General features: G+C 63.7%; 21 protein-coding genes and 2 pseudogenes. 12 read left to right on the forward strand and 11 right to left on the reverse strand.

Going from position 1 to position 22,028, the window contains the following annotated elements; genetic code table 11:
• The first annotated feature begins 12 nt into the window (after window positions 1–12).
• The 4 genes from upp (at window position 13) to CIHUM_RS02530 (ending at window position 3,914) form a co-directional block, all read left to right on the forward strand.
• Window positions 13–648 (forward strand): uracil phosphoribosyltransferase, encoded by a 636-nt coding sequence (upp, locus tag CIHUM_RS02515; protein ID WP_034997922.1) that lies wholly within the window; start codon window positions 13–15, stop codon window positions 646–648.
• Window positions 649–753: 105 nt separating this feature from the next.
• The gene (locus CIHUM_RS02520) at window positions 754–1,155 is read left to right on the forward strand and encodes a helix-turn-helix domain-containing protein (protein WP_034997417.1); all 402 of its coding nucleotides are present in this window, start codon (window positions 754–756) and stop codon (window positions 1,153–1,155) included.
• 61 nt (window positions 1,156–1,216) lie between these two features.
• A complete protein-coding gene (locus CIHUM_RS02525; protein ID WP_051106272.1) occupies window positions 1,217–2,443 on the forward strand; it encodes an amidohydrolase in 1,227 nt (408 codons plus the stop codon).
• Between the two features lie 64 nt (window positions 2,444–2,507).
• Window positions 2,508–3,914, forward strand: a complete 1,407-nt coding sequence (locus CIHUM_RS02530) for an NAD(P)H-quinone dehydrogenase (protein WP_034997419.1) — start codon at window positions 2,508–2,510, stop codon at window positions 3,912–3,914.
• 7 nt (window positions 3,915–3,921) lie between these two features.
• Here the strand turns inward: CIHUM_RS02530 and CIHUM_RS02535 are convergent, their stop codons facing one another.
• Entirely contained in the window at window positions 3,922–4,002 is an 81-nt protein-coding gene (locus tag CIHUM_RS02535) for a DUF2083 domain-containing protein (protein WP_262360358.1), read from the reverse strand.
• A gap of 20 nt (window positions 4,003–4,022) precedes the next feature.
• Here CIHUM_RS02535 and CIHUM_RS02540 point away from each other — a divergent pair.
• Window positions 4,023–4,193, forward strand: a pseudogene (locus CIHUM_RS02540) (citrate/2-methylcitrate synthase); the annotation flags it as partial.
• A 155-nt stretch (window positions 4,194–4,348) separates the two neighbouring features.
• Window positions 4,349–7,777, forward strand: coding sequence for a pyruvate carboxylase (locus CIHUM_RS02545; protein ID WP_034997421.1), 3,429 nt, complete (start codon window positions 4,349–4,351; stop codon window positions 7,775–7,777).
• 245 nt (window positions 7,778–8,022) lie between these two features.
• On the opposite strand, the gene CIHUM_RS02550 is transcribed toward CIHUM_RS02545, so the two are convergent.
• Window positions 8,023–8,526, reverse strand: coding sequence for a GNAT family N-acetyltransferase (locus tag CIHUM_RS02550; protein ID WP_034997423.1), 504 nt, complete (start codon window positions 8,524–8,526; stop codon window positions 8,023–8,025).
• A 23-nt stretch (window positions 8,527–8,549) separates the two neighbouring features.
• Between CIHUM_RS02550 and CIHUM_RS02555 the strand changes: the two genes are divergently transcribed.
• Window positions 8,550–9,479 carry a chymotrypsin family serine protease gene (locus CIHUM_RS02555; protein WP_148363826.1) on the forward strand — a complete coding sequence of 310 codons (930 nt, stop codon included), beginning with the start codon at window positions 8,550–8,552 and terminating at the stop codon, window positions 9,477–9,479.
• Between the two features lie 8 nt (window positions 9,480–9,487).
• Here the strand turns inward: CIHUM_RS02555 and CIHUM_RS02560 are convergent, their stop codons facing one another.
• Together CIHUM_RS02560 and CIHUM_RS02565 are read right to left on the reverse strand one after the other, a co-directional pair.
• Window positions 9,488–11,272 carry an acetyl-CoA carboxylase biotin carboxylase subunit gene (locus tag CIHUM_RS02560; protein ID WP_273680232.1) on the reverse strand — a complete coding sequence of 595 codons (1,785 nt, stop codon included), beginning with the start codon at window positions 11,270–11,272 and terminating at the stop codon, window positions 9,488–9,490.
• Between the two features lie 92 nt (window positions 11,273–11,364).
• Window positions 11,365–12,249 carry a sulfurtransferase gene (locus CIHUM_RS02565; RefSeq protein ID WP_034997426.1) on the reverse strand — a complete coding sequence of 295 codons (885 nt, stop codon included), beginning with the start codon at window positions 12,247–12,249 and terminating at the stop codon, window positions 11,365–11,367.
• Between the two features lie 295 nt (window positions 12,250–12,544).
• On the opposite strand from CIHUM_RS02565, the gene CIHUM_RS02570 reads away from it, so the two are divergent.
• Window positions 12,545–13,606: a Cj0069 family protein gene (locus CIHUM_RS02570; protein ID WP_034997428.1), complete on the forward strand. Its 1,062-nt coding sequence runs from the start codon at window positions 12,545–12,547 to the stop codon at window positions 13,604–13,606.
• Between the two features lie 345 nt (window positions 13,607–13,951).
• Here CIHUM_RS02570 and CIHUM_RS02575 read toward each other — a convergent pair whose 3' ends face one another.
• From CIHUM_RS02575 to CIHUM_RS02585, 3 genes and pseudogenes are all read right to left on the reverse strand, one after another.
• Complete coding sequence (locus CIHUM_RS02575) at window positions 13,952–14,695, reverse strand: hypothetical protein (RefSeq protein WP_034997430.1); 744 nt, start codon at window positions 14,693–14,695, stop codon at window positions 13,952–13,954.
• Window positions 14,696–14,701: 6 nt separating this feature from the next.
• Complete coding sequence (locus tag CIHUM_RS02580) at window positions 14,702–15,100, reverse strand: DUF3151 domain-containing protein (RefSeq protein ID WP_034997431.1); 399 nt, start codon at window positions 15,098–15,100, stop codon at window positions 14,702–14,704.
• Window positions 15,101–15,272: 172 nt separating this feature from the next.
• Window positions 15,273–15,416: pseudogene (locus CIHUM_RS02585) on the reverse strand (transposase); the annotation flags it as partial.
• A gap of 325 nt (window positions 15,417–15,741) precedes the next feature.
• Between CIHUM_RS02585 and CIHUM_RS02590 the strand changes: the two are divergent.
• The 4 genes from CIHUM_RS02590 (at window position 15,742) to CIHUM_RS02605 (ending at window position 18,287) form a co-directional block, all read left to right on the forward strand.
• Window positions 15,742–16,401, forward strand: coding sequence for a hypothetical protein (locus CIHUM_RS02590; protein ID WP_143313180.1), 660 nt, complete (start codon window positions 15,742–15,744; stop codon window positions 16,399–16,401).
• Window positions 16,402–16,766: 365 nt separating this feature from the next.
• Window positions 16,767–17,438, forward strand: a complete 672-nt coding sequence (locus CIHUM_RS02595) for a chymotrypsin family serine protease (RefSeq protein ID WP_126857686.1) — start codon at window positions 16,767–16,769, stop codon at window positions 17,436–17,438.
• 70 nt (window positions 17,439–17,508) lie between these two features.
• Entirely contained in the window at window positions 17,509–17,751 is a 243-nt protein-coding gene (locus tag CIHUM_RS02600; RefSeq protein ID WP_034997434.1) for a hypothetical protein, read from the forward strand.
• Between the two features lie 11 nt (window positions 17,752–17,762).
• Window positions 17,763–18,287 (forward strand): ankyrin repeat domain-containing protein, encoded by a 525-nt coding sequence (locus tag CIHUM_RS02605; protein WP_034997436.1) that lies wholly within the window; start codon window positions 17,763–17,765, stop codon window positions 18,285–18,287.
• On the opposite strand, the gene CIHUM_RS02610 is transcribed toward CIHUM_RS02605, so the two are convergent.
• From CIHUM_RS02610 to CIHUM_RS02625, 4 genes are all read right to left on the reverse strand, one after another.
• On the reverse strand, window positions 18,284–18,874 hold the full coding sequence (locus CIHUM_RS02610) for a Maf family protein (protein ID WP_034997438.1): 591 nt from the start codon (window positions 18,872–18,874) through the stop codon (window positions 18,284–18,286). The two genes, CIHUM_RS02605 and CIHUM_RS02610, sit on opposite strands and share 4 nt — an antisense overlap.
• The gene (locus CIHUM_RS02615) at window positions 18,874–19,059 is read right to left on the reverse strand and encodes an acyl-CoA carboxylase subunit epsilon (RefSeq protein ID WP_034997440.1); all 186 of its coding nucleotides are present in this window, start codon (window positions 19,057–19,059) and stop codon (window positions 18,874–18,876) included. Before CIHUM_RS02615 ends, CIHUM_RS02610 begins: the two co-directional genes overlap by 1 nt.
• 19 nt (window positions 19,060–19,078) lie before the next feature.
• Window positions 19,079–20,593, reverse strand: coding sequence for an acyl-CoA carboxylase subunit beta (locus CIHUM_RS02620; RefSeq protein WP_034997443.1), 1,515 nt, complete (start codon window positions 20,591–20,593; stop codon window positions 19,079–19,081).
• A gap of 94 nt (window positions 20,594–20,687) precedes the next feature.
• The gene (locus tag CIHUM_RS02625) at window positions 20,688–21,935 is read right to left on the reverse strand and encodes an ATP-binding protein (RefSeq protein WP_034997446.1); all 1,248 of its coding nucleotides are present in this window, start codon (window positions 21,933–21,935) and stop codon (window positions 20,688–20,690) included.
• Between the last annotated feature and the right edge of the window lie 93 nt (window positions 21,936–22,028).

Genomic DNA, 22,028 nt, shown 5'->3' on the forward strand with positions numbered 1-22,028 from the left:
AGCATGGCCGGCATGGATATCACGGTTGTCAACCACCCCCTCGCCGCGTCCCGCCTGACCATCATGCGCGACAAACGCTCCAACAACGCAGCGTTCCGCGCGGCGCTGGCGGACCTGGGCGCGATGCTCATCTACGAAGCGGCGCGTGACCTTGAGGTGGAGGAGTTTGACACCGAAACCCCCGTCGCCACCGCCCGTGGCGCGCGCCTGGCCACCCCGCCGATTATCGTGCCGATCATCCGCGCGGGCCTGGGCATGGTGGACCCGTCGCTGTCCATGATCCCGGACGCGCAGGTGGGCTTCATCGGGCTTGCCCGCGACGAAAAGACGCACGAGCCGGTGCCCTACCTGGAGGCTCTGCCGCAGGACCTGTCCGGCCAGCCCGTGTTCCTGGTGGATCCGATGTTGGCCACCGGCGGTTCGCTGATTCACGCCATCGACCTGCTGGTGGAGCGCGGCGCGGACGACATCACCTGCATCTGCATGGTCTCGGCCCAGCCGGGCGTGGACAAGCTCGAGGCTCACGGCGGCCCGGTGCGCCTGGTCACCGCCACCATCGACCCGGCGCTCAACGAAGACGCCTACATCGTCCCCGGCCTGGGCGATGCCGGAGACCGCCTCTACGGCCCGCGCAACATCGAGCTTTAAGCTTGTCGACGTCCCACCGGTAGCGCGCCCGCACATTGCGCGCTACATTGCGTGGCATAGACAGTGGACCGCTTTAGGGGAGCGCCGACACACGGGGGAAAGACTATGGGGGAAGTACTGCCGCAATCGCACTGGGCGAGCTACGCACTCGGGCTGGGGGAGCGCGTGCGCGCCATCCGGCTCATGCGGGGGCTGAGCCAAACGCGCCTCGCGGAGCTGGCGGGCGTGTCGCGCTCGCTGATTTCGAACTTGGAGCGCAACGACTACAACTCCAAGGTGGCCGACCCCACCTTGAGCACCTGCTACCGGCTGGCTTCAGCGCTGCAGGTGCCGCCGGCGGCGCTTCTGCCCGGCGCGGCCGAAAACGTCGAGGGCCGTTTCCCAATGAGGGATTCGCAAGCACCTGCACCTATCAGGTTCCAGTGGCCGCGCAGCGCGCAGGACACCGCAAGGTTCCACGACACGTACCTGCGCCGCGGTGCTCCGCAGGGCACACCCGCGTTCTAGCGGTCCGCGTCAACCTCCACCGCACCGCTTTGTCTACTTTGTGGGAGGTGCGCGTACACTCATGTCAGCAAAAACTGATAACCGAAGCTGGATAAAGGGAGCGCACGTGGAAAACGCCGGAATCGCCGCCGCGGTGGACCGCTGGTTCACTGACAATCAGGAGCGCGTGATTGGCTGGCGCCGCCACATCCACTCCCACCCGGAGCTGTCCAACGAGGAAGTAGCCACCACCGACTTCCTCGTGGAAACACTGGAAAGTTACGGCCTGCATCCGGTGCGTTTCCCGGGCACTGGCTTGTACGTGGACTTGGGGCCCGCGGAAGGCAAGCGCCTGGCGTTTCGCGCGGACATCGATGCGCTTCGCGTGGCGGAGCAGACGGGCTTGAGCTTCGCGTCCTCCAATCCGGGCGTGTCCCACTCCTGCGGCCACGACATCCACACCACCGTCGCCCTGGCGCTCGCCTGTGCGCTGTCAACGGTGGAGTTGGAAAACCCGGTGCGGATCATCTTCCAGCCCGCTGAGGAAGTCATGGGCGGCGGCGCGCTGGACGTGATTAGGTGGGGCGCGCTCGAGGGCGTCGGGGCTATTTACGCCGTGCACGCCGAGCCGCACATCAAGGTCGGCGAGATCGGCGTGCGTGCGGGCGCGATCACCTCGGCGTCCGATGTGATCCGCATCGAGGTCCACGGCCCCGGCGGGCACACTTCGCGCCCGCAGCTGACCGCGGACGTGGTCTATGCCATGGGCGCGCTGATCACCCAGCTGCCCGGTCTGTTGTCGCGCCGGGTGGACCCGCGCACCGGAACTGTGCTGGTATTCGGCCACGCGGAGGCGGGGGATGCCGCCAACGCGATTCCGAAGCGCGGGTTGCTCGAAGGCACGCTGCGCACCGCCGACATCACTACCTGGCGCCAGAACGAGGACCTGCTAACTGACCTCATCGACCTCATCGTCGCGCCCACGGGCTGCACCTATCACCTGGACTACATCCGCGGGGTGCCGCCGGTACTTAACGACGACGCCGCGACCGCCCTCGCCGTCGAAGCCGCCCGTGCGGTGGACCCGCAGTCGGTGGTGGCCGCCCCGCAGTCCAGCGGCGGCGAGGATTTCTCCTGGTATCTCGAGCATGTGCCGGGTGCGATGATGCGCCTCGGCGCCTGGGGCGGGGAGGGTGAGTACCAGGACCTGCACCAGGGCAACCTGAACGTGGACGAGCGCGCGATCGGGGTTGGCGTGCGGCTGTTCGGCTCTATCGTGGAGGAGTACTTCCGCCCGGGCGAAGAATAGGAGTTATCTGGGTAGACTGTCTCCCAGTTTGGTTCCCGTCACCCGACCCATGAGGAGTGCTGTTTTGTCCAAGAAGATTGTCATCATCGGTGGAGGCCCGGGCGGCTACGAGGCTGCGCTGATGGCGTCCAAGTACGGTGCGGACATCACCATTGTCGAGGACAGCGGCGCGGGCGGCTCGGCGATCCGGAAGGACGTCGTGCCGTCGAAAAGCTTTATTGCTGGCGCGAACATCAAAAACGACCTGCGCCGCGCGGACGATATGGGCTTGAGCCACGCGCTGGGAGATTCGAAGCTGTCGCTGCTGGCGCTCAACGATCGTGTGAAGGTGCTTGCCGGCAAGCAGTCGGACGACATCCGTGCGCAGTTGGAGCAGGGCGGCGTGCGCTTCATCGAGGGCCGCGCACGGTTTGCGGACGAGCAGAAGGGCCACACCACCCACAACATCGAGGTCGAAACTTCCGACGGCTCGACGGAGACGCTCACCTGCAACATGGTGCTCGTGTCCGTCGGCGCGAGCCCGCGCCTGCTCAAGGGGGCTGAGCCGGACGGCGAGCGCATCCTGAACTGGCGCCAGATGTACGACCTGAAGGACCTGCCGACGCACCTGATCGTGGTCGGCTCCGGTGTTACCGGCGCGGAGTTCGTCTCCGCCTTTGCCGAGCTGGGGGTGAAGGTGACCATGGTGGCCTCGCGCGACCGCATCCTGCCTCACGACGACGCCGACGCCGCCGACGTGCTCGAGGACGTGCTGGCGGACCGCGGCGTGCAGCTGGAAAAGCACGCCCGCGTGGAGCGCGTGGAAAACACCGGCGAAGGCGTGGTCGTGCACACTACCGACGGCCGCGCCATCGAGGGCTCGCACGTGATGATGTCCATTGGCTCCATCCCGAACACCGTCGACCTCAACCTGGAGGCCGCCGGCGTGGAGGTCACCCCGTCCGGCCACATCCACGTGGACCGGGTTTCGCGCACCAACGTCGCCGGCATCTACGCCGCCGGCGACTGCACGGACCTGATGCCGCTGGCGTCCGTGGCCGCCCAGCAGGGCCGCATCGCGGTAGATCACGCACTTGGCGAGGGCGTCACCCCGATCCGTTTGAAGACGGTGGGTAACGCCGTGTTCACCCGCCCCGAGATCGCCGCGGTGGGCGTGACGGAGCAGCAGATCCGCGACGGCGAGGTCGACGCCGACATCTACAAGCTGCCGCTGGCAACCAACCCGCGCGCGAAGATGCGTTCGCTGCAGTACGGCTTTGTCAAGATCTTCGCCCGCAAGGGCTCGGGCCAGGTGCTCGGTGGCGTGATCGTCGCGCCGACCGCCTCCGAGCTGATTCTGTCGGTGACCATCGCGGTGGCCAACAACCTCACCGTGCGCCAGCTCGCCGGCTCCATGGCGGTGTACCCGTCGCTGTCGGGCTCCATCACGGAGGCCGCGCGCCGCCTGGTCACCAACACCGATCTGGACTAGTCCTGAACTAGTACTCCGGAAACGCCCGCTGCGGACACTTCGTGCGCGGGCAGGCGACGCACCCGGGCCCGATCGGGGTGGCGGACACCTGCCTGGACTTCCCGTTGGGGCCCGGCGTACCACATCCTCGGCTTTGGCATCGAGTTCTTCACCCCGTTGTTCGTGATGTCGCGCATCACCGGCTGGACTGCGCACATCATCGAGCAGTTCGAGAACAACTCGCTGATCCGTCCGCTGTCCGCCTACAACGGGCCGGAGGAGCGCCACATCGAGCGTTAAGTCGCACTACCCCCGAAACGCGGGCTGTCGCTTGTCGACGGCCCGCGTTTTTCCACCCCCACATTGTCCCTCAAAGTGCCCCGAAATTGATGTGATCTGTATTAAACTTGTCCTAGCCCTATGACCGCAAAAACTTCCACTGTGAAAGGCAACCGATGAACCCGGATAATCTCCCGCTTCACGACCTGCCCACCTTCAACAAGATCCTGGTGGCCAACCGTGGCGAAATTGCCGTGCGTGCCTTCCGTGCAGCGTTTGAGACCGGCGCGAAGACCGTCGCCGTCTACCCCCGCGAGGACCGCAACTCCTTCCACCGCCCGTTCGCGGACGAGGCCGTCCAGATTGGCGAGCCGGGCCAGCCGGTGAAGGCATACCTGGACATCGATGAAATCATCCGTGCCGCGAAGCAAACCGGCGCGGACGCGATTTACCCGGGCTACGGGTTCCTTTCCGAGCGCGCCGACCTGGCACGCGCCTGCCGCGAAAACGGCATTAAGTTCATCGGCCCCAGCCCCGAAACCCTGGACCTGACCGGCGATAAGTCCGCCGCCGTCCAGGCCGCGGAGCGCGCCGGCCTGCCGGTGCTGAAGGACTCCGAGCCGTCCGACGACCCGAAGCAGCTGGCTGAGTACGCCAAGGACTTCGAGTTCCCCGTCTTCGTCAAGGCGGTTGCGGGCGGTGGCGGTCGCGGTATGCGCTTTATTGAGCGACCGGAGGACGTCGAGAAGCTTGCTGCTGAAGCCTCCCGCGAAGCGGAGGCCGCGTTCGGCGACCCGAACGTCTACATCGAGCGCGCAGTGATCCGCCCGCAGCACATCGAGGTGCAGGTCATGGCCGACTCGCACGGCAACGTCGTGCACCTGTTTGAGCGCGACTGCTCCGTGCAGCGCCGCCACCAGAAGGTCGTGGAGATCGCGCCGGCGCAGCACATCACCGAAGAGCAGCGCCAGCGCATCTGCCAGGACGCGGTGAACTTCTGCAAGGAGATCAACTACGAAGGCGCCGGCACCGTCGAGTTCCTCGTGGACGAGGCGGGCAACCACGTGTTCATTGAGATGAACCCGCGTGTGCAGGTCGAGCACACCGTGACCGAAGAGGTCACCGGCATCGACATTGTGAAAAACCAGATGTACATCGCCGCTGGCGCGAAGCTGGAGCAGATCCACCTCACCCAGGACCTCATCGAGGTCAACGGCGCCGCCCTGCAGTGCCGCATCACCACCGAGGACCCGGCCAACGGCTTCCGCCCGGACTCCGGCGTGGTCACCGGCTACGCGTCCCCAGGCGGTGCGGGTGTGCGTCTCGACGGCAACGTGGCCGTCGGCACCACCATCACCCCGAACTTTGACTCGCTGCTGGTGAAGATGACCTGCCGCGGCCGCAACTTCCAGGTGGCGGTGGACCGCGCGCTGCGCGCCCTGAACGAGTTCACCATCAACGGCCTGTCCACCAACATCGGCTTCCTGCGCGCCCTGCTGTCCGAGCCGGAGTTCCGCAACGAGCGCATCAACACCGGCTTCATCGCGGACCACCCGAAACTGCTCGAGGCTCCGGCCGCCGCCGACGATGCCGGCAAGATCCTCAACTACCTGGCGTCGGTGACGGTGAACCAGCCCAACGGCCCGCGCCCGACCAATATCCGCCCGTCGAAGAAGCTGCCGGAGGCGAACTACGGCGACCTGCCGCGCGGCTCCCGCGACGAGCTGCTCGAGCTCGGCCCGAAAAAGTGGGCGGAGAAGCTGCGCAACCAGGCCGAGCTGGGTGTCACCGAGACCACCTTCCGCGACGCACACCAGTCGCTTCTGGCCACCCGCATCCGCACCAACACCCTGGTCGCTGCGGCGAAGCACGTCGGCCACCTCACCCCGCAGCTGACCTCCGTGGAGGCATGGGGCGGCGCCACCTACGACGTGGGCATGCGCTTTTTGCACGAGTCGCCCTGGATGCGCCTGGACGAGCTGCGCGAGGCAATGCCGAACGTGAACATCCAGATGCTGCTGCGCGGCCGCAACACCGTGGGCTACACCCCGTACCCGGACTCTGTGACCAAGGCATTCGTGCGTGAGGCAGCCACTTCCGGCATCGACATCTTCCGCATCTTCGACGCGCTCAACGATGTCTCACAGATGCGCCCGGCCATCGAGGCGGTGCTGGAGACCAACACCACCGTCGCTGAGGTGGCCATGGCCTACTCCGGCAACCTGATGGACCCGGCGGAAGACCTGTACACGCTGGACTACTACCTCAACCTCGCCGAGAAGATCGTCGAGGCGGGCGCCCACGTCCTGGCCATCAAGGACATGGCGGGCCTGATGCGCCCGGCAGCCGCCGCCAAGCTGGTCACCGCGCTGCGCGAGCGCTTCGACCTGCCGGTGCACGTGCACACCCACGACACCGCCGGCGGCCAGCTGGCCACCTACCTGGCGGCCGCAAACGCCGGCGCCGACGTGGTCGACGTGGCGTCTGCGCCGCTGGCGGGCACCACCTCCCAGCCGTCCATGTCCGCGCTCGTCGCCGCATTCGCCGAGACGGAGCGCGACACCGGCATTGACCTGCAGGCCGTCTTTGACATGGAGCCTTATTGGGAGGCCGTGCGCCAGGTCTACGCCCCGTTCGAGTCCGGCATCCCGGGCCCGACCGGCCGCGTGTACAAGCACGAGATCCCGGGCGGTCAGCTGTCCAACCTGCGCACGCAGGCTAAGGCGCTGGGCCTGGAGGACCGCTTCGAGCTCATCGAGGACTACTACGCCGGCGTCAACGAGATCCTCGGCCGCCCGACCAAGGTCACCCCGTCCTCCAAGGTCGTCGGCGACCTGGCACTGCAGCTGGTGGGCCAGGGTGTCAGCCCGCAGGAGTTCGCCGAGAACCCGCGCAAGTACGACATCCCGGAATCCGTCATCGGCTTCCTGCAGGGCGAGCTGGGCACGCCTCCGGGCGGCTGGCCGCTGCTGCGCGACCAGGCGCTTGAGAACCGCTCCGAGGTCGACCACACCGTCAAGGTGCCGGAGGAACTGGCCGTGGACCTTGCCTCCGAGGACCACGACACCCGCCGCGCCGCCCTGGACAAGCTGCTCTTCCCGAAGCAGTACGCGGAGTACCAGGAGCACCTGCGCACCTACGGCATCACTGACCAGCTCGGCGACAAGACGTTCTTCTACGGCCTCGAAGAGGGCGAGGAGACCATGATCTGGTACGGCGAGATCGACGAGAACCGCCCGCCGCTGGTGGTCAGCCTCGACGCCGTGGGCGAGCCCGACGAGAAGGGCATGCGCCAGGTCATCCTCACCGTCAACGGCCAGGTCCGCCCGATCACTGTGCGCGACGAGTCCGCCGAGTCCACCGTCGCCGAGGTGGAAAAGGCAGATTCCTCGAACCCGGGCCACGTGGCAGCCCCGTTCGCCGGTGCCGTCACCGTCACCGTCAAGGAGGGCGATGAGGTCAAGGCCGGCGATCCAGTGGCGTCCATCGAGGCGATGAAGATGGAGGCTGCGATCTCGGCCACCAAGGACGGCACGATCGAGCGCGTCGCGTTCACCCAGCCGACCAAGGTGGAAGGTGGCGACCTGGTGGTGGTTATCGCCTAGGCGGGCGTGCGTTGTCAGCACCGCGCGGACCGTTGAGCGGCCGCGCGGTGTTTGCTTTGCGGTCCGGGGTTTTGCGGATCTGCTAGTTCGCCCAAAAATGCAACTAGCAGATCAAGTGTCCAACTTTGTATTCTCGCAGGTGATATTGGAAACGAGTGGCAATACCAGCGTGATCTGCTAGTTCCGCGCCGACAAACCGCGGGGGAACTAGCCGATCAGGCGTCGCGCACGGTGGTGCCGACGCGTTACACCGTGAAGTCGTCCACGTCGACGACCATGACGTCGTCTTCGCCGTCGACGTTTGCGAAGCCGAACTTCTCGTAGCGGTGGCGCGCCCGGTCGTTGTCCGGGTCCACCCACAGCGCAACCTTGGGTGCGCCCTGGCGCTTGGCCAGTTCCACTGCGGCCTGCAAAAGCCGTACCGCGAGCCGATTTCCGGCGTAGCGGTTTTCCACCGCGATGGCGATTTCGGGGATGGTGGGGGCGAGGTTCGCGTGGCCGTCGTCAGGCGATTGCCAGTACCGCAACCACACGCCACCTGCAGGCACGTCGAATTGGTCGAATGCGACGATGCCGCTTTCGCGCTCCGGGTCCCACTGGCCCACATACGCCTCGGCGCCTTCGCGCTCGCTGTAGCCAACGTCGCCTTCCTCGTCGCCAAAGACGTCGGCGAGGTAATTTAGCCGCCGCAGATAGGTGCGGTCGGACTCCGTGGCCTCGCGCAGTTGGAACTCAGGTGTGTAATCCATGCGCTCCACGTTAATCTTTTGCCATGCTTCGACGCATTTGCCTATCGACGTCCACCGCCCTGGCCCTCGCCGCAACACCGGCATACGCCGTGGCAGTGCCCGTGGTGAACGATGCCGCGCCAACCACCGGGGCTGCATCGGGTGCCACCCCCGTAGTGGCCCAGGGCGACTTGGTTGACGTGGTGGGCAAAGGCCGCTGCACCATCGCGTTCAACGACCGGGGCCAAAACGTCAGCTACACCGCCGGGCACTGCGGAGAAGAGGGCGACCGCGCCATTGTGATGGGGAAGGGGTTCCGCGCCTCCGGCACGTTCCACCCATCGTCGGCGATGAACGCGGACGAGGGCACCGCCAACGACTGGGGTGTGATCCGCTGGGCCGACGGCGTGGAGCTGGGCGAAAACGGCATCACCGGCGACGAGGTGGTGGCGCCGTCGCTGATGCGCTCGGGCGACCCGGTGTGCGTGTACGGCGGCACCAGTAAAAAGGCCACGTGCGGCAGCTTCGCAGGCGCCATCGGCAACAACCTCTACTGGGACGGCCCGTCCGGCAAACCCGGCGATTCCGGCGGACCGGTGTGGGTGGAAGGCAAAGGTTTTCTGTCCATCTACACCGGCGTGAGCATGGCGGTGGGTAGCAAAGGGGAGGAAGGCCGGCTCAACCGCAGCTCTGTGCCCGACAACGGCCCGCAGGTGAGCCCTGAAGAGGAAATGGAGCTGCTGGCCCAGGCGAAGCGCATCACCACCCCGGTGGTGCACGAAACGGCGGTGCCCGGGGGCAAGTCAGAGCAGGTCAATAACGGCGGCAGCTCGGATATGAGCGCGGTGGGAATCACCGCGATCGTGCTCGTCGCTCTCGCCGGGGTGCTGTTCGCGTTGCCGCAAATTGTCGGCGCACTGCCGCCGCAGTACCGCGAGCCCGCGCTGCGGATCATGCAGGGTTGGGGTTCCTAACGGAAGGGCTACTTCAGCTCCATCAGCACGGCGCCCTTGTTCACCTGGCCGCCAACCTCGACGGCTAAGCCGGTCACGGCGCCGGCCTTGTGGGCCTTCACCGGGTTTTCCATCTTCATCGCTTCCAGCACGAGTAGCACGTCGCCCTCGGCGACCTCCTGGCCTTCCTCCACGTTGACCTTGATCACGCTGGCCTGCATGGGGGAGGCGACGGCGTCGCCGGAAACGGCTGCCTTGTTCGCGCGGCGCTTCTTCGGCTTGCGCTTGGCTGGGCCCGCCGCGACGAGTTCCTCGGGCAGGGCGACTTCGATGCGGCGGCCGTCGATCTCCACGGCGAAGGTGCGGCGGGCGGGGGCCCCGGTGTCCGCGTCTTCGTCCTCGTCGGTTGCCGGGGTGGACGGCAGCTCGCCGTCCCACTCCTCCTCGATCCAGCGGGTGTAGACGCTGAAGCCGTCCTCGTCGCCGACAAACGCCGGGTTGTTCAGCATGGCCTGGTGGAACGGGATCACGGTGGGGAAGCCGGCCACGACGTACTCGCCGAGGGCGCGGCGGGCGCGCTCGATCGCCTCCTGGCGGGTGCGGCCTGTGACGATCAGCTTGGCCAGCATCGAGTCGAACTGGCCGCCCACCACGGAGCCAGCGCGCACGCCGGAATCCACGCGCACGCCAGGGCCCGCCGGTTCAGCGTAGGCGGTGACCGTGCCCGGCGCCGGCATGAAGTTCGCGGCCGCGTCCTCGCCGTTGATGCGGAACTCGATGGCGTGGCCGTGGGCGGCGGGATCGCCGTCGAAAAGTAAAGGCTCCCCGCGGGCGATGCGGAACTGCTCACGCACCAGGTCGATGCCGGTGGTGGCCTCGGTGACGGGGTGCTCCACCTGCAGGCGGGTGTTGACCTCCAAAAAGGAGATCAGGCCGTCGGAGCCGACCAGGTACTCCACAGTGCCGGCGCCGAAGTACCCGGCCTCGCGGCAAATGGCTTTGGCGCTGGCGTGGATGCGCTCGCGCTGCTCGTCGGTGAGGAACGGCGCCGGGGCCTCCTCCACAAGTTTTTGAAAACGGCGCTGCAGGGAGCAATCGCGGGTGCCCACGACCACGACGTTGCCGTGCTGATCCGCCAGCACCTGGGCCTCCACGTGGCGGGCCTTATCCAGGTAGCGCTCCACGAAGCACTCGCCACGGCCGAACGCCGCGGTGGCCTCGCGGGTGGCGGACTCGTACAGCTCCGGGATCTCTTCGAGCGTGTAGGCGACTTTCATGCCGCGACCGCCGCCGCCGAACGCGGCCTTAATCGCCACCGGCAAGCCGTGCTCTTCGGCGAAGGAGACAACCTCGTCCGCGCCGGCGACCGGGTCCTTCGTGCCCGGCGCCATCGGGGCCTGCGCGGCCTCGGCGATGTGGCGGGCGGTGACCTTGTCGCCCAGCGCGGCGATCGCTTCGGGGGAGGGGCCGATCCAGGTCAGGCCAGCGTCGATAACCTTCTGCGCGAACTCCGCGTTTTCCGACAGGAAGCCGTAGCCCGGGTGGATCGCGTCCGCACCGGACTTCTCCGCCGCAGCGAGGACTTTGTCCATGTCCAGGTAGCTCTCAGCCGCGCTCGAACCGCCGAGCGCGAAGGCTTCGTCGGCAAGCTGCACAAACGGCGCGTCCGCGTCCGGCTCGGCGTACACGGCGACAGACGCGATGCCCTCGTCCACACACGCGCGGATGACACGCACGGCGATCTCGCCGCGGTTGGCCACCAGCACCTTGGTCACGCTGTTCGGCAGGTCTTTAGTCGCTGCAGTGGTAGGCACGAAGCAATCCCGTCCTTACAATCGGAAAAACAAACCGTTAGAAACGTCGGACAAACGTCGAACCATGTTACAGCGCCACCGCGCCGACGCGCTTATTCAGCAGCGTTTTCGGGCGCGTCGCCCTTGACAACCGGCATGCGCACCATGTTGCCCCATTCGGCCCAGGAGCCGTCGTAGAGCGCGACGTTGGTGAAGCCCAGGATGTGCTTGAGCACGTACCACGTGTGCGAGGAGCTCTCGCCGAGCTGGCAGTACACCACCGTCTCGGCGTCCTTGTCGAAGTCGGCGTAGATCGCCTGGATGTCCTCCAGAGAGCGGAAGCGCGCGTTGGGGAACACTGAGCGGCCCCACGGCGCGTTCACCGCGCCCGGGATGTGGCCCTGGCGCAGCGACGGCGCGGAGCAGGACTCAGGATCCGGGTCTTCGCCCAGGTAGAGGGGGGCGGGGCGGGCGTCGATAAGCTGTGTCGGCGTGTGCTCCAGCAACTCGGACGCGAACGCGCGGAAGGGCGCATCCTCGCGCTGAACCACCGGGTAGTCCGAGCGCGGGTACTCCGGCACCACGAAAGACGTGTCGCGCTCTTCACCCATCCAGGCGTCGCGTCCGCCGTCGAGAAGCCGCACGTCCGGGTGGCCGAACAGCTCGAACACCCACGCGGTGTAGGCGGCCCACCAGTTGGAGGAGTCGCCGTAGACCACCACAGTGTCGTCGCGGTTGATGCCGCGCGAGCGCATCAGTTCCGCAAACGCCTCGCCGTCGATGAAGTCGCGCACCAGCGGGTCGTTCAAATCCTGCTTCCAGTCGATGCGGACTGCGCCGGGGATGTGGCCGATGTCGTAGAGGAACGCGTCCTCGTCGCTTTCCACGACCTTCAACCCCGGCACGCCCAGGCGGGCGGACAGCCACGCCGCGGAAACGAACTTTTCGGGGTGCGCGTACTGCTGGAACTGCGGGGTGTCGTCGAGCTCGATGCCCATGGCGGCAACCTTTCTTCTCGCTCGTGTGCGGTGTGCAACATCTGCAACAACGGTGTGTAAAACCACCGTCAACGATACAGAAACGAATGCAGGGAGCTTGATGTGTTTGGCCGAGAAATACGGCGGTGTGAACTTGCACACTATCAAATCGCTCGTCCGGTGGAACTCACTGCCGCAGGTTAAAGTCGGAGGTAGGAACACACAGGTTACGGCCCGTTTGTTCTGGGTATCTGACCAGCCCCGGCGGCACCGGTATGTGTGTGGCGCGGGGCGTGAACCATGAAAGGGACCAACCGTGCACAAGGCGATTGTTGTCTTCGAGGTCGAAGGCGGCTCCGACAAGTCCTTCGACGGACACCGCAAGGACACCATGCCCATCGTTAACGCCATCAAGGAAAAGGGCTGGCACTCCGAGGTTGTCTACTTCCGCCCGGAGTGGGCAGACGACCTGTTCACCTACGTTTCCGAGAACTTCGACGCCTACATCTCCCGCGTGAACCCGGGCAACATCCCGGGCGGCGAGCAGGGCTACTTCGACCTTCTGACCCGCCTGTCCGAGGCCGGCCTGGTGGGCATGTCCACCCCGCAGGAGATGATCTCCTACGGCGCCAAGGACGCCCTGGTCAAGCTGAACAAGACCGACCTTGTGCCGGAAGATACCGCCGCGTACTACGACGTGGAGGAGTTCCACAACACCTTCCCGAAGTCCCTGTCCTACGGCGAGCGCGTGCTCAAGCAGAACCGCGGCTCCACCGGTTCCGGCATCTGGCGCGTGCGTCTTGCCGACGAGTCACTGGCCGAGTCCGTCGAGCCGGGCACCGCCCTGCCGCTGGACACCAAGCTCAAGTGCACCGAGGCCGTGGACAACCACACCGAGGACCGCGAGCTCGGCGAGTTCATGGACTTCTGCGACCAGTACATCGTCGGCGACAACGGCATGCTCGTGGACATGCGCTTCATGCCGCGCATTGTCGAGGGCGAGATCCGCATCCTGCTGGTCGGCCCGCACCCGGTCTTCGTCGTGCACAAGAAGCCGGCCGAGGGCGGCGACGCGTTCTCTGCAACCCTGTTCTCCGGCGCGAAGTACACCTACCAGAAGCCGGAGGAGTGGCAGGAGCTCGTGGACATGTTCGCTGAGGCCCGCCCGGTCATCGCCGAGAACCTCGGCGGCGACAACATCCCGTTGATCTGGACCGCAGACTTCATGCTCGCCGACGACGACGAGACCGGCGAGGACACCTACGTCCTCGGCGAGATCAACTGCTCCTGCGTCGGCTTCACCTCCGAGCTGGACATGGGCATCCAGGAGATGGTGGCCGACGAGGCCATCAAGCGCGTCGAGGAGAAGCACGCCTAAGGGCGTTTTGCTTATCGACGTCTCAAGCGCCCCACCGCCCCGGCCCGCAGCACGCGGGACCGGGGCGGTTTGTGCGTTGCGGGGCTATCCCCGGGTTTTGCGCCCCGGGTTTTGTGGTCGTTGGCGCGGCTGCCATGTGCGGCTGCCTTGTGCGGATGGTCCTTGTGTGGCTGCCTTGTGTGGATCGTCTAGCAGCCGGCGGCTCCCGCTAGACCATCTGTGTTTTATCGGCAACGGGTGTCATTACCACCTGGGGAAACGCTCAAGCTCGACTCTGATGGTCTAGCAGGCCGGGCGAGGCTGCTAGACCATCTGGTGAGCAAACGGCTCGGAGCCTGTGCCTTACTAGTCGTACGTGCCAAGCAAGTACCCGACGGGGTAGTGCCACCATTCGTAGAACTTCTCGGTGTCCCCCGAGATGGCTTCAATGCCGCCGTTCGCCGGACGGATGTCGGCGGAGTAGTGGTTGACAAAACCGTTGGCGGTGATTTCGCCGCGCTCCGACCACGCAACTGTGGCGCCGCCGTTTTCTAGCGGCGTGATTTGGTCGATCCGGCCGAAGAGTTTCGCCTCGCTCGCCGGTTCGCCGTTGACGTACAGCGCCAACCCGTCCGCGATCGATCCCGCGAGGCCCCGCGGCCCGTTCTCATCGCCGAGCGAGCCCTTGAAGGTGATCCAGCTCAGCGGTGCGCACGGGTCGTACTGATTGTCGATGTCTTCGATCCAGTAGTTGTAGTCAGACCCGTCATCCGCCGGCATGCGGCCCGGGGCGGTGCCGGTGGCGTACTGCTTTCGTGGGTCGGAGGGCAGGTTAGCGCAATTGTCGCCCTCGGGTGCTGCTGCGGCAGGAGGCGCGGCCTCGCCGGCTGGTGGCTGCGCGACAGTCTCGGTGACGGTCTTTTCCTGGGGGCGTTCCTGGGTCACCGTCTCTGCCCCGTCACCGCCTATGGATGCGGTGACGGTTGGCGCCATCCCGCCGGTATTGGCAGCTGTGTCCGCTGTCGTGTCTTCCGTGGCGCTGCACGACGCAATCGCGAGCGCCGCCGGAACTGCGAGAAGGAGCTTGGTGGCCTGGTTGATTCGCGTCATACCTCGTTAGGGTAGAAGCTTTGCCACGCTTTCCGGGTCCGCGTCGGAGAGCATCTGGCGGCAGCGGGCGTATTCTGCCTGGTCACCGATCTTCTGTGAGGTTACTGCCAACATCGCAATGGCCTTCAGCACGCCCTGATTCGGTTCGTGCGAGGCCGGGACCGGCCCCCAGCCTTTCCAACCGTTTGCGCGCAGGCGGTCCAGGGAGCGGTGGTAGCCGGTGCGGGCGTATGCGTAGGCGATGAGTGCGTCGCCGCCGTCGAGTTCACGCTCGGCGCGGGCAGCCCAGACTGCGGGGGAGTCGGGGTGGCCGAGCGCGGTGTCGTCTGCGAGCAGATCCTTGCCAGCGGCCGGGTCGGCGGGCAGCTCGATGGGCTTCGGGGCGAGCATGTCGTTGATTTCCATGGCCGCCAGGCTACTAGTTTGCTGGCAGCCCGTGCCCCGGGCTCGGCATTCGCGGATATTGTGGGGCGCAACCCTATGTGATCTACGTCCCACACCGAGGAGTTGCCATGGCAAGTGCAATGTATGCGGCAAAGAAAGGCACCCACACACAAACCATCAGGCACCCTCCGTCGACTAGCCGAATGATGGATTCGCGGTTCGGGAAGATACCCACAACATCGGTGCGCCGGCGGATCTCCCGGTTTAACCGCTCGGTGGGGTTGTTCGACCACACTTTTGTCCACACTGGTTTCGAGGCTGCGGTAAACGCCATCAGCAAGAGTTACACCACACTAAGGGACGCAACCCCCGTGTAATGGCCGAAAAGACTAGACGGTGCAACCTATCCGGAAATTCAGTACTAGCTACGCGGATTACCGGTACTACCTTCCCTAAAACTGCAGGATAACTGCGGGTTCAAAAGGTTGGTGCCTACGAGATCGAGTCGGGATAATATATGTTTTGGAGTGCTCTGACAATGATTTTGGGAAAAAATATACGTTCGTATACGTTTTTCTTTTTTCGCTTTTAAATTTGTCTACTGCATGCGATCTTAGGGGTGTCCGAATTTTCATCCATCTCCTCTCGAAAGGTTTAATAGCATGTATCGTCCCAAGAAATCTACGCTTTTGGCGGTGCTGACTACCGCAGCAACAGTTTTTGTTCCGGCTAATGCTAGTGCCGAGACTGTGACTGACCCCGATGTATCGTCTCAGAATAATGAGTCTCCGTCTTCTGTGTCCTCAGGATTGGCCGAAAAAGCAGATTCCTATGTTTCTCTACGAGGAGATCAATTCTCGGTTGATAGCGAGGCAGAAAGCGTTTTTTCCCAAAAAGATCTGCAGGAAATTGAAAACGAGGTAAAGGCTCAGAACAAAATGATCAACGAGGCCAAGGCTGATAGCAACCTCGAGATGAAGGTAGCGGGAGATTCGGTAACCTTCTGGGAAAAGGGACCGAAGATCTCGAGCTCCGATAATGATGACATTGATCCATACTTTCAAGAAGGCCGGAATGGAATTGAATTCCATGGCACTACTGTAAGGGTGTTGCTGTCCAAAACGACGATCAACCGTGTGGGTGCCGGTGTTGCAATCGGTGGAATTTGGGTTCCCGAACCAGTAATTTCCAAAATCCTAGCTACTGTAGGGGTTATTGCTGGCGTTGCACCTGGTGGCGTATATGCCGACTATGGTATTAGTTCGATTGTGTTTGGTGCTTTTGCGCTTACCGCAGTTCCTAAGCGGGTTGGTTTTCAATAAATTATTCCTGAACTAAGCGCTAAGGGATCGGCGGTAGCGTGATTGGGATGTTGCGATACGGATGTTGCTGTATTGTTTAGATGACACCTAACGAGAATCTTTCGACTAGGAAGATTCAAAATGGTTGGGAGAGGAAATTTTGTGGAAAAAGCTCTTGGCCACTGGGGGCGTTCTTCTGATGGCGTTTTCCGTTTACGCTAAGTGGCCGTATGCCGTGACGATTGCTCTAGCAATTTTGGTCATTCTCCTCCTATTTGTTCCCTATGGGAAGAAGTAAAACCTGAGCAGAGGTAGAGATTTAGATATACCTACCTCTGCTTTATTTTTATTATTTACTAATTAAGGAAAAAGAAACTACTGCAATAATGAGCCGTGTAGCCCTTTTCTCTTTGGCTAGTGTATTGATAGCGGCCCCGGCTTCATCAGCATCTATTGCGCAGCAGCAGAATTCCGATCCTCTTTCATACATAGAAAGTGGTGACGAGATACAGGTGGGCCCTCCTCAAGGGGCGGTGACGTGTTCTGTAACTATCATTTCCCAACGACGGGCCTTGACTGCAGGTCACTGCGGCGAAAAAGCGGATGAGGTGTATTCAAAAGGTAGGCGTATTGGAAGTATTGGAGAAAATTACTTGTTGAGTAGCCAAGGATCGGATGTTTCAGAAATCCTTCTTTATCCCCCTACCGATTACGATCTCCGGGTCGATAAAGTCAGTGATAAAGAAGTCGAAATCCCTTCCACTATTTTTACGAAAACGTTTCTTGGAGGGAGAATTGAGGGGACTATCGACGACAAGAACCTATATTGTGAGAGTTTTTCCCTAGCGGGGAGGAATTTCCAGGCGCGCACTCTTAAAGCTCAAATAGCTTCAAAACCTGGGGATTCGGGTGCTCCTGTCTATAATTCTTCAGGGGAATTGGTAGCCCTTATTGAAGGCGGCAATGGTAAAGGTGATACTACTATTACGCCAATTTCCTTTCTGGAGAGAAAAGGTCTTGAAGACTATCCGGCTAGTGATTGTAAAATGAATAAATAAATGTATCAATTTATTCTCTAGTCGATAACTTCGTTTTTGTTGATTCGTTGCTACTACTACACAAAAGGAGATGCGGACGACATCCCCAGGATTTCGTCCGCATCTCCTTTCACTGGCCATCGAGACCAAAGCGGATGACGATAAGCAGCGGCGTCCGCTGTACGAGGCCTTGTTCACGTCGGGGAAGTTAGATCTAGATCTTTCGTACAACTCCGAAGACCCGAAAATGAGCATCGGGGAGTGGTTGAGGATGAACACCGACCGCCGTCTCGACCAGCACTACGTTCTCGACGAGTTTTTGAAAGGCTATTGAGGAGGCCAACTATGTCAAGCAGCCCGCTGTATGTCGCCCGAAATGGCACCCACGAAGAGTTTTTGGAGGTCTATGACCCGGATGAGCATGGTGCCACCGAGATGCTTCTCGCTGGTCTGATCAATCGTGATCCGGACGCACGGGCCAGGATCAGCAACGACATGCTGGACCGGGGTGCGGACCCGACTGTGGTGGATCACGGGCAGAACACGTTGACGCTGTTGTTGAGTCACGATGATCTCGGTGAGGGCGATGCGGCACTTGTGCAGCGGCTTGTCGACGGCGGCGCCGACGTGGACTTCCGCGAAAGCCACGGCGATGTGCCGATCAAGCTCGCGGTGAAGACCGGCGCCGAAAGCGACGAGCAACGCCGACCCATTTACGAGGCGCTATTCGGCAAGAACGTGGATTTGGATGAGCCGTCGAGTGTGCGCAACCCCAAAAACACAATTGGCCGGTGGCTGCGCATGTGCGTGGACCGCCAGCCGGAAGACCTCAAAGTTTTGGACGAGTTTCTCACCGCCCGCGGCTTCTAGGCCCAGAAGTCGGACGCGTTCAGGCCGAAGCGGTACAGGCAGCGGCGCAGCAGCGGCATGGACAGGCCGATCACGCTGGTGGGGTCGCCGTCGATGGAGTCGATGAACCAGCTGCCCAGCGCCTCCAGGGTGAATGCGCCGGCGCATTCGAGCGGCTGGCCCGATTCGGCGTAGGCCTGGATGTCGGCGTCGGAGACGTCGCCGAAGCGGATGGTGGTGGCAACGGTGTCCACCACCCATTCGCCACCGAACCACACCGCGTGGCCCGTGAGCAGCTGCGCAACCTTGCCGCGCTGCGCTTTCCAGCGCTCGACGGTGGCCTCCACGGTATGGGGCTTGCCCAAAAGCTCGCCGTCGAGCAGCAGCATGGAGTCGCAGCCGACCACCACGTCGTCGGGGAATTCGGCGATGGCCGTCTCGGCCTTGGCGCGGGCGAGGGTGGAAACGGTGGTGGCCGCATCGACGCCGTGAAGCGATGCGATCACTGCGTCCTCGTCGATGTGCGCGGGACGCAGCACCGGGGTAACCCCGCCTTGCTCGAGCAGCATGCGCCGCGACGGCGACTGCGACGCCAGCACCAGCCGCATTAGAAGTACGCCGCCGAGTCGAAGGCGTGCGGGTTGAACGCGGCGGCGGGGTGCGAGGCGCCCCAGCCGTTCGCGTCTGGCTGCACCCCGGCCAGCTTGCGCTCGCGCTGCAGCTGCTCAAGCACCTGTGACAGCGCGGCGAGCTCCGCCTCGGTGGGGTTGCCCTTGAGTACCTGAATGTCCACGTCAGCCTCCTTTTCGTGGTTAGAGCGGGATGTTGCCGTGCTTCTTCTGCGCCGGGTAGGCCACCTTGCGCTCCAGCAGGCGCAGGCCCTCCAACACGCGGGCGCGGGTGGCGGACGGCTCGATCACCGCGTCCACCAGGCCGTGCTCCGTGGCCACGTACGGGTTGAGGTTCTCCTCGGCGTACTTCTCAGCGTCGGTGCCGATGGCTTCGGCGGCGGTGGTGGCGTCTGCAAGCGCGATCTGCGCGGTCGGCCACGCGAACACCAGGTCCGCGCCGAGGCCCTTAGAACCCAGCAGTGCATAGGAGGGGCCGAACGCCTTGCGGGTAACCACGGTGATCGTGCCCACCTGGGCCTCGGCGAACGCGTAGGCGAGAGCCGCTGCGGCGGCGGACGAGCCAGCGCGCTCCTCCTCCACGGCCGGCAAAAAGCCCGGCGAGTCCACGAACTGCACGACAGGCAGATTGAACGCGTCGCAGGTGCGGACGAAGCGCGCGGCCTTGCGGGCGGCGTCGCGGGTCAGGCAGCCGGCGAGCACGCTCGGCTGCGTAGCTGCGACACCAACGGCGCGCCCGCCGACATGGGCAAACCCGGTGACCACGGAGCCGGCGAAGCCCGCGGAAAGCTCGAAGAAGTCCCCGTCGGTGACGGCGTTGATCACGTCGGCGACGTCGTAGGGCTGGTTGTCGTCGTCCGGGATGAAGGTGTCCAAATCTTCGCCGGAGCCAAAACCTTCCGCACCCAGCGGGGAGGCGGCTTTGTTGTTCAGCGGCAGGTAGCCCACCACCGCACGCGCGAGCTCCACGGCCTCCACGTCGGTGGCGGCGTTCAGCTGCGCCAGGCCGGTCTCCGCGGCGTGGACGGCGCTGCCGCCGAGCTCCTCGGCAGTGGTTTCGGTCTCGGTCACCTTGCTCACGATGTCGGCGGTCGTCACGTGCATCGACGCGCCCTCGGCCATGATGGTGATGTCCGCCAGCGGTACGGTCGCCGCGGTCAATGCCGCCGCGTCGCCTGCCACGACTGCGATCTGTGGGATCAGCCCGGAGGCGCGGGTGGCGGCGCGCAGGATCTGCGCCTGCATGTGCGCGGTGACAATGCCTTCCTTCCAGCGCGGGCCGGTGGAGTCATAGATGCCGATCAGCGGCACGCCGGTCTTGGTGGCCAGGTCGTAGATCTTGAGCATCTTCTCGGCGTAGACCTCGCCGATCTGCCCGTCGAAGACGGTGGGGTCTTGGGAAAAGACGCAGACGCGGCGGCCGTCGATAAGCCCGTAGCCCGTGACCACGCCGTCGGTGGAGGGCTTGGACTTGTCCATCTTGTACGCCTCGACGCGGTGCTTCGCCAGCGCGTCGGTTTCCACGAACGTGCCTTCGTCCACAAGCTTCAGCACCCGCTCGCGGGCGGTGGCGGCCCCGGCTGCGTGCACTGCGTCGATCGCGTCCTGACCGACCGGGGCCTGCGCCTCATCCAGGCGGTTGCGCAGATCCTGGATGCGGCCCGCGGTGGTGGTCATGTCGGGTTTGGATGAACTCATAACGCCTCAGTCTAGATTCCTTATGTGCCGCCATGCTTATCGACGGCTCCGCCGCCCGCGTTTCACCCTCCACCAACGGGCAGTAGAGCGGAGCCTACGCGCCGAGAAGGGCGAGGGGCATGACGATGATTCCGTCGGGGCGGACGTATGCCTGTTTACCTGTGGTTACCACCATCAGGTTGGTTACCCGGTCCAGGATGCGCTCGCGCAGCCACAAAAGGTGTCGGACGTCGGTGTCCTCAACCCGCGGCTTGAGTTTGACCTCAACACCGACGACTTCTCGTTCCGGCCCTTCGACGATGAAGTCGACTTCCCGTTCTCCGGCGTTTGATCGGAGGTGGTACACCCGCGCTCTGGCTGCTTGAGCTAGCACACGGAGTGTGAGCGCAGTCAGGGATTCGAAGAGCGGACCAAACATGTGGGCTGCGCGGTTGCTTAACAGGGCGGACGGGGTGATGCCGAGAAGTCGTGCTGCCAGAGCGGGGTCGGCGAGATGGTGCTTCGGGCCTTGCTGGAGCCGTTTCAATTCGTTGTTTTCCGGAACCCACCCCGGGACAGGGTCGAGTAGCCAGATTTTCGCAAGATGCTCCCGGTACGCGAGTGTGGTCTTTTGGTTTGGTTGTTCGGTCTGTCCACCTGTCGTGGCGTCAAGCAATCTGGAGTAGGCCGTGGTGGTCGACGTCGCCGCAGCGTATGCGCGCAGCCAGCTCCGAAGTGACTCGGGGCGGCGGACTTCGTACCCGGCATCGGGAATGTCGCGGTCAATGATGCGTTCCAAGTAGGAGTCCAGCATCATCATCTGGATTGTGGGGTCGGCGGCAGCAATAGCAGGAAAACCGCTGCCGACAATGAGCTTGGCGTAGTCACCGACCTCCAGGCCGGTCATTCCGGAGAAATCTGTATCTCCATTCAAAACACTGGTGAAGCTGCACGTAGGTTCTGTCACCCCACGCTCGTGAATGGCCATCGGTCGCATCCTCAACGAGTAGATCCGACCGGCGCCCGAGTGCGACCCTTCCGCATTAACGGGAGTAGCTGATCCAGTCAGGAGGAACCGCCCTGGGGTAGCGCCGCGATCCACTTGCCGGCGGACGGAATCCCATATCTGGGGAAGGTGCTGCCATTCGTCGATAAGCAGCGTGCCCTGCGGCGCTGAAGAGAGAGAAAAGTCGGCTTCGGCGACGCTTCGCATCTCCGGGTCATCCAGATACCAGGCGGCGTTGGCACGTCGTCTTGCAGTGTCGGTCTTGCCTACGCCTTTGGGGCCGTCGATGGCGATGGCGGGGAGGTGGGGCATGAGCAGATCGAGTTCGTCGTCAAGCGTACGCCGAAGGTAGGTCATATGGGGCAGTGTACAGCATAAACAGTTCCTACTACCGTAAATTCAGAACGTCTACTACCCGATTTTCAGACGTCCTACTACCCGATTTTCAGA

The organism is Corynebacterium ihumii, assembly GCF_028609825.1.
GTDB classification, from domain to species: Bacteria; Actinomycetota; Actinomycetes; order Mycobacteriales; family Mycobacteriaceae; genus Corynebacterium; species Corynebacterium afermentans.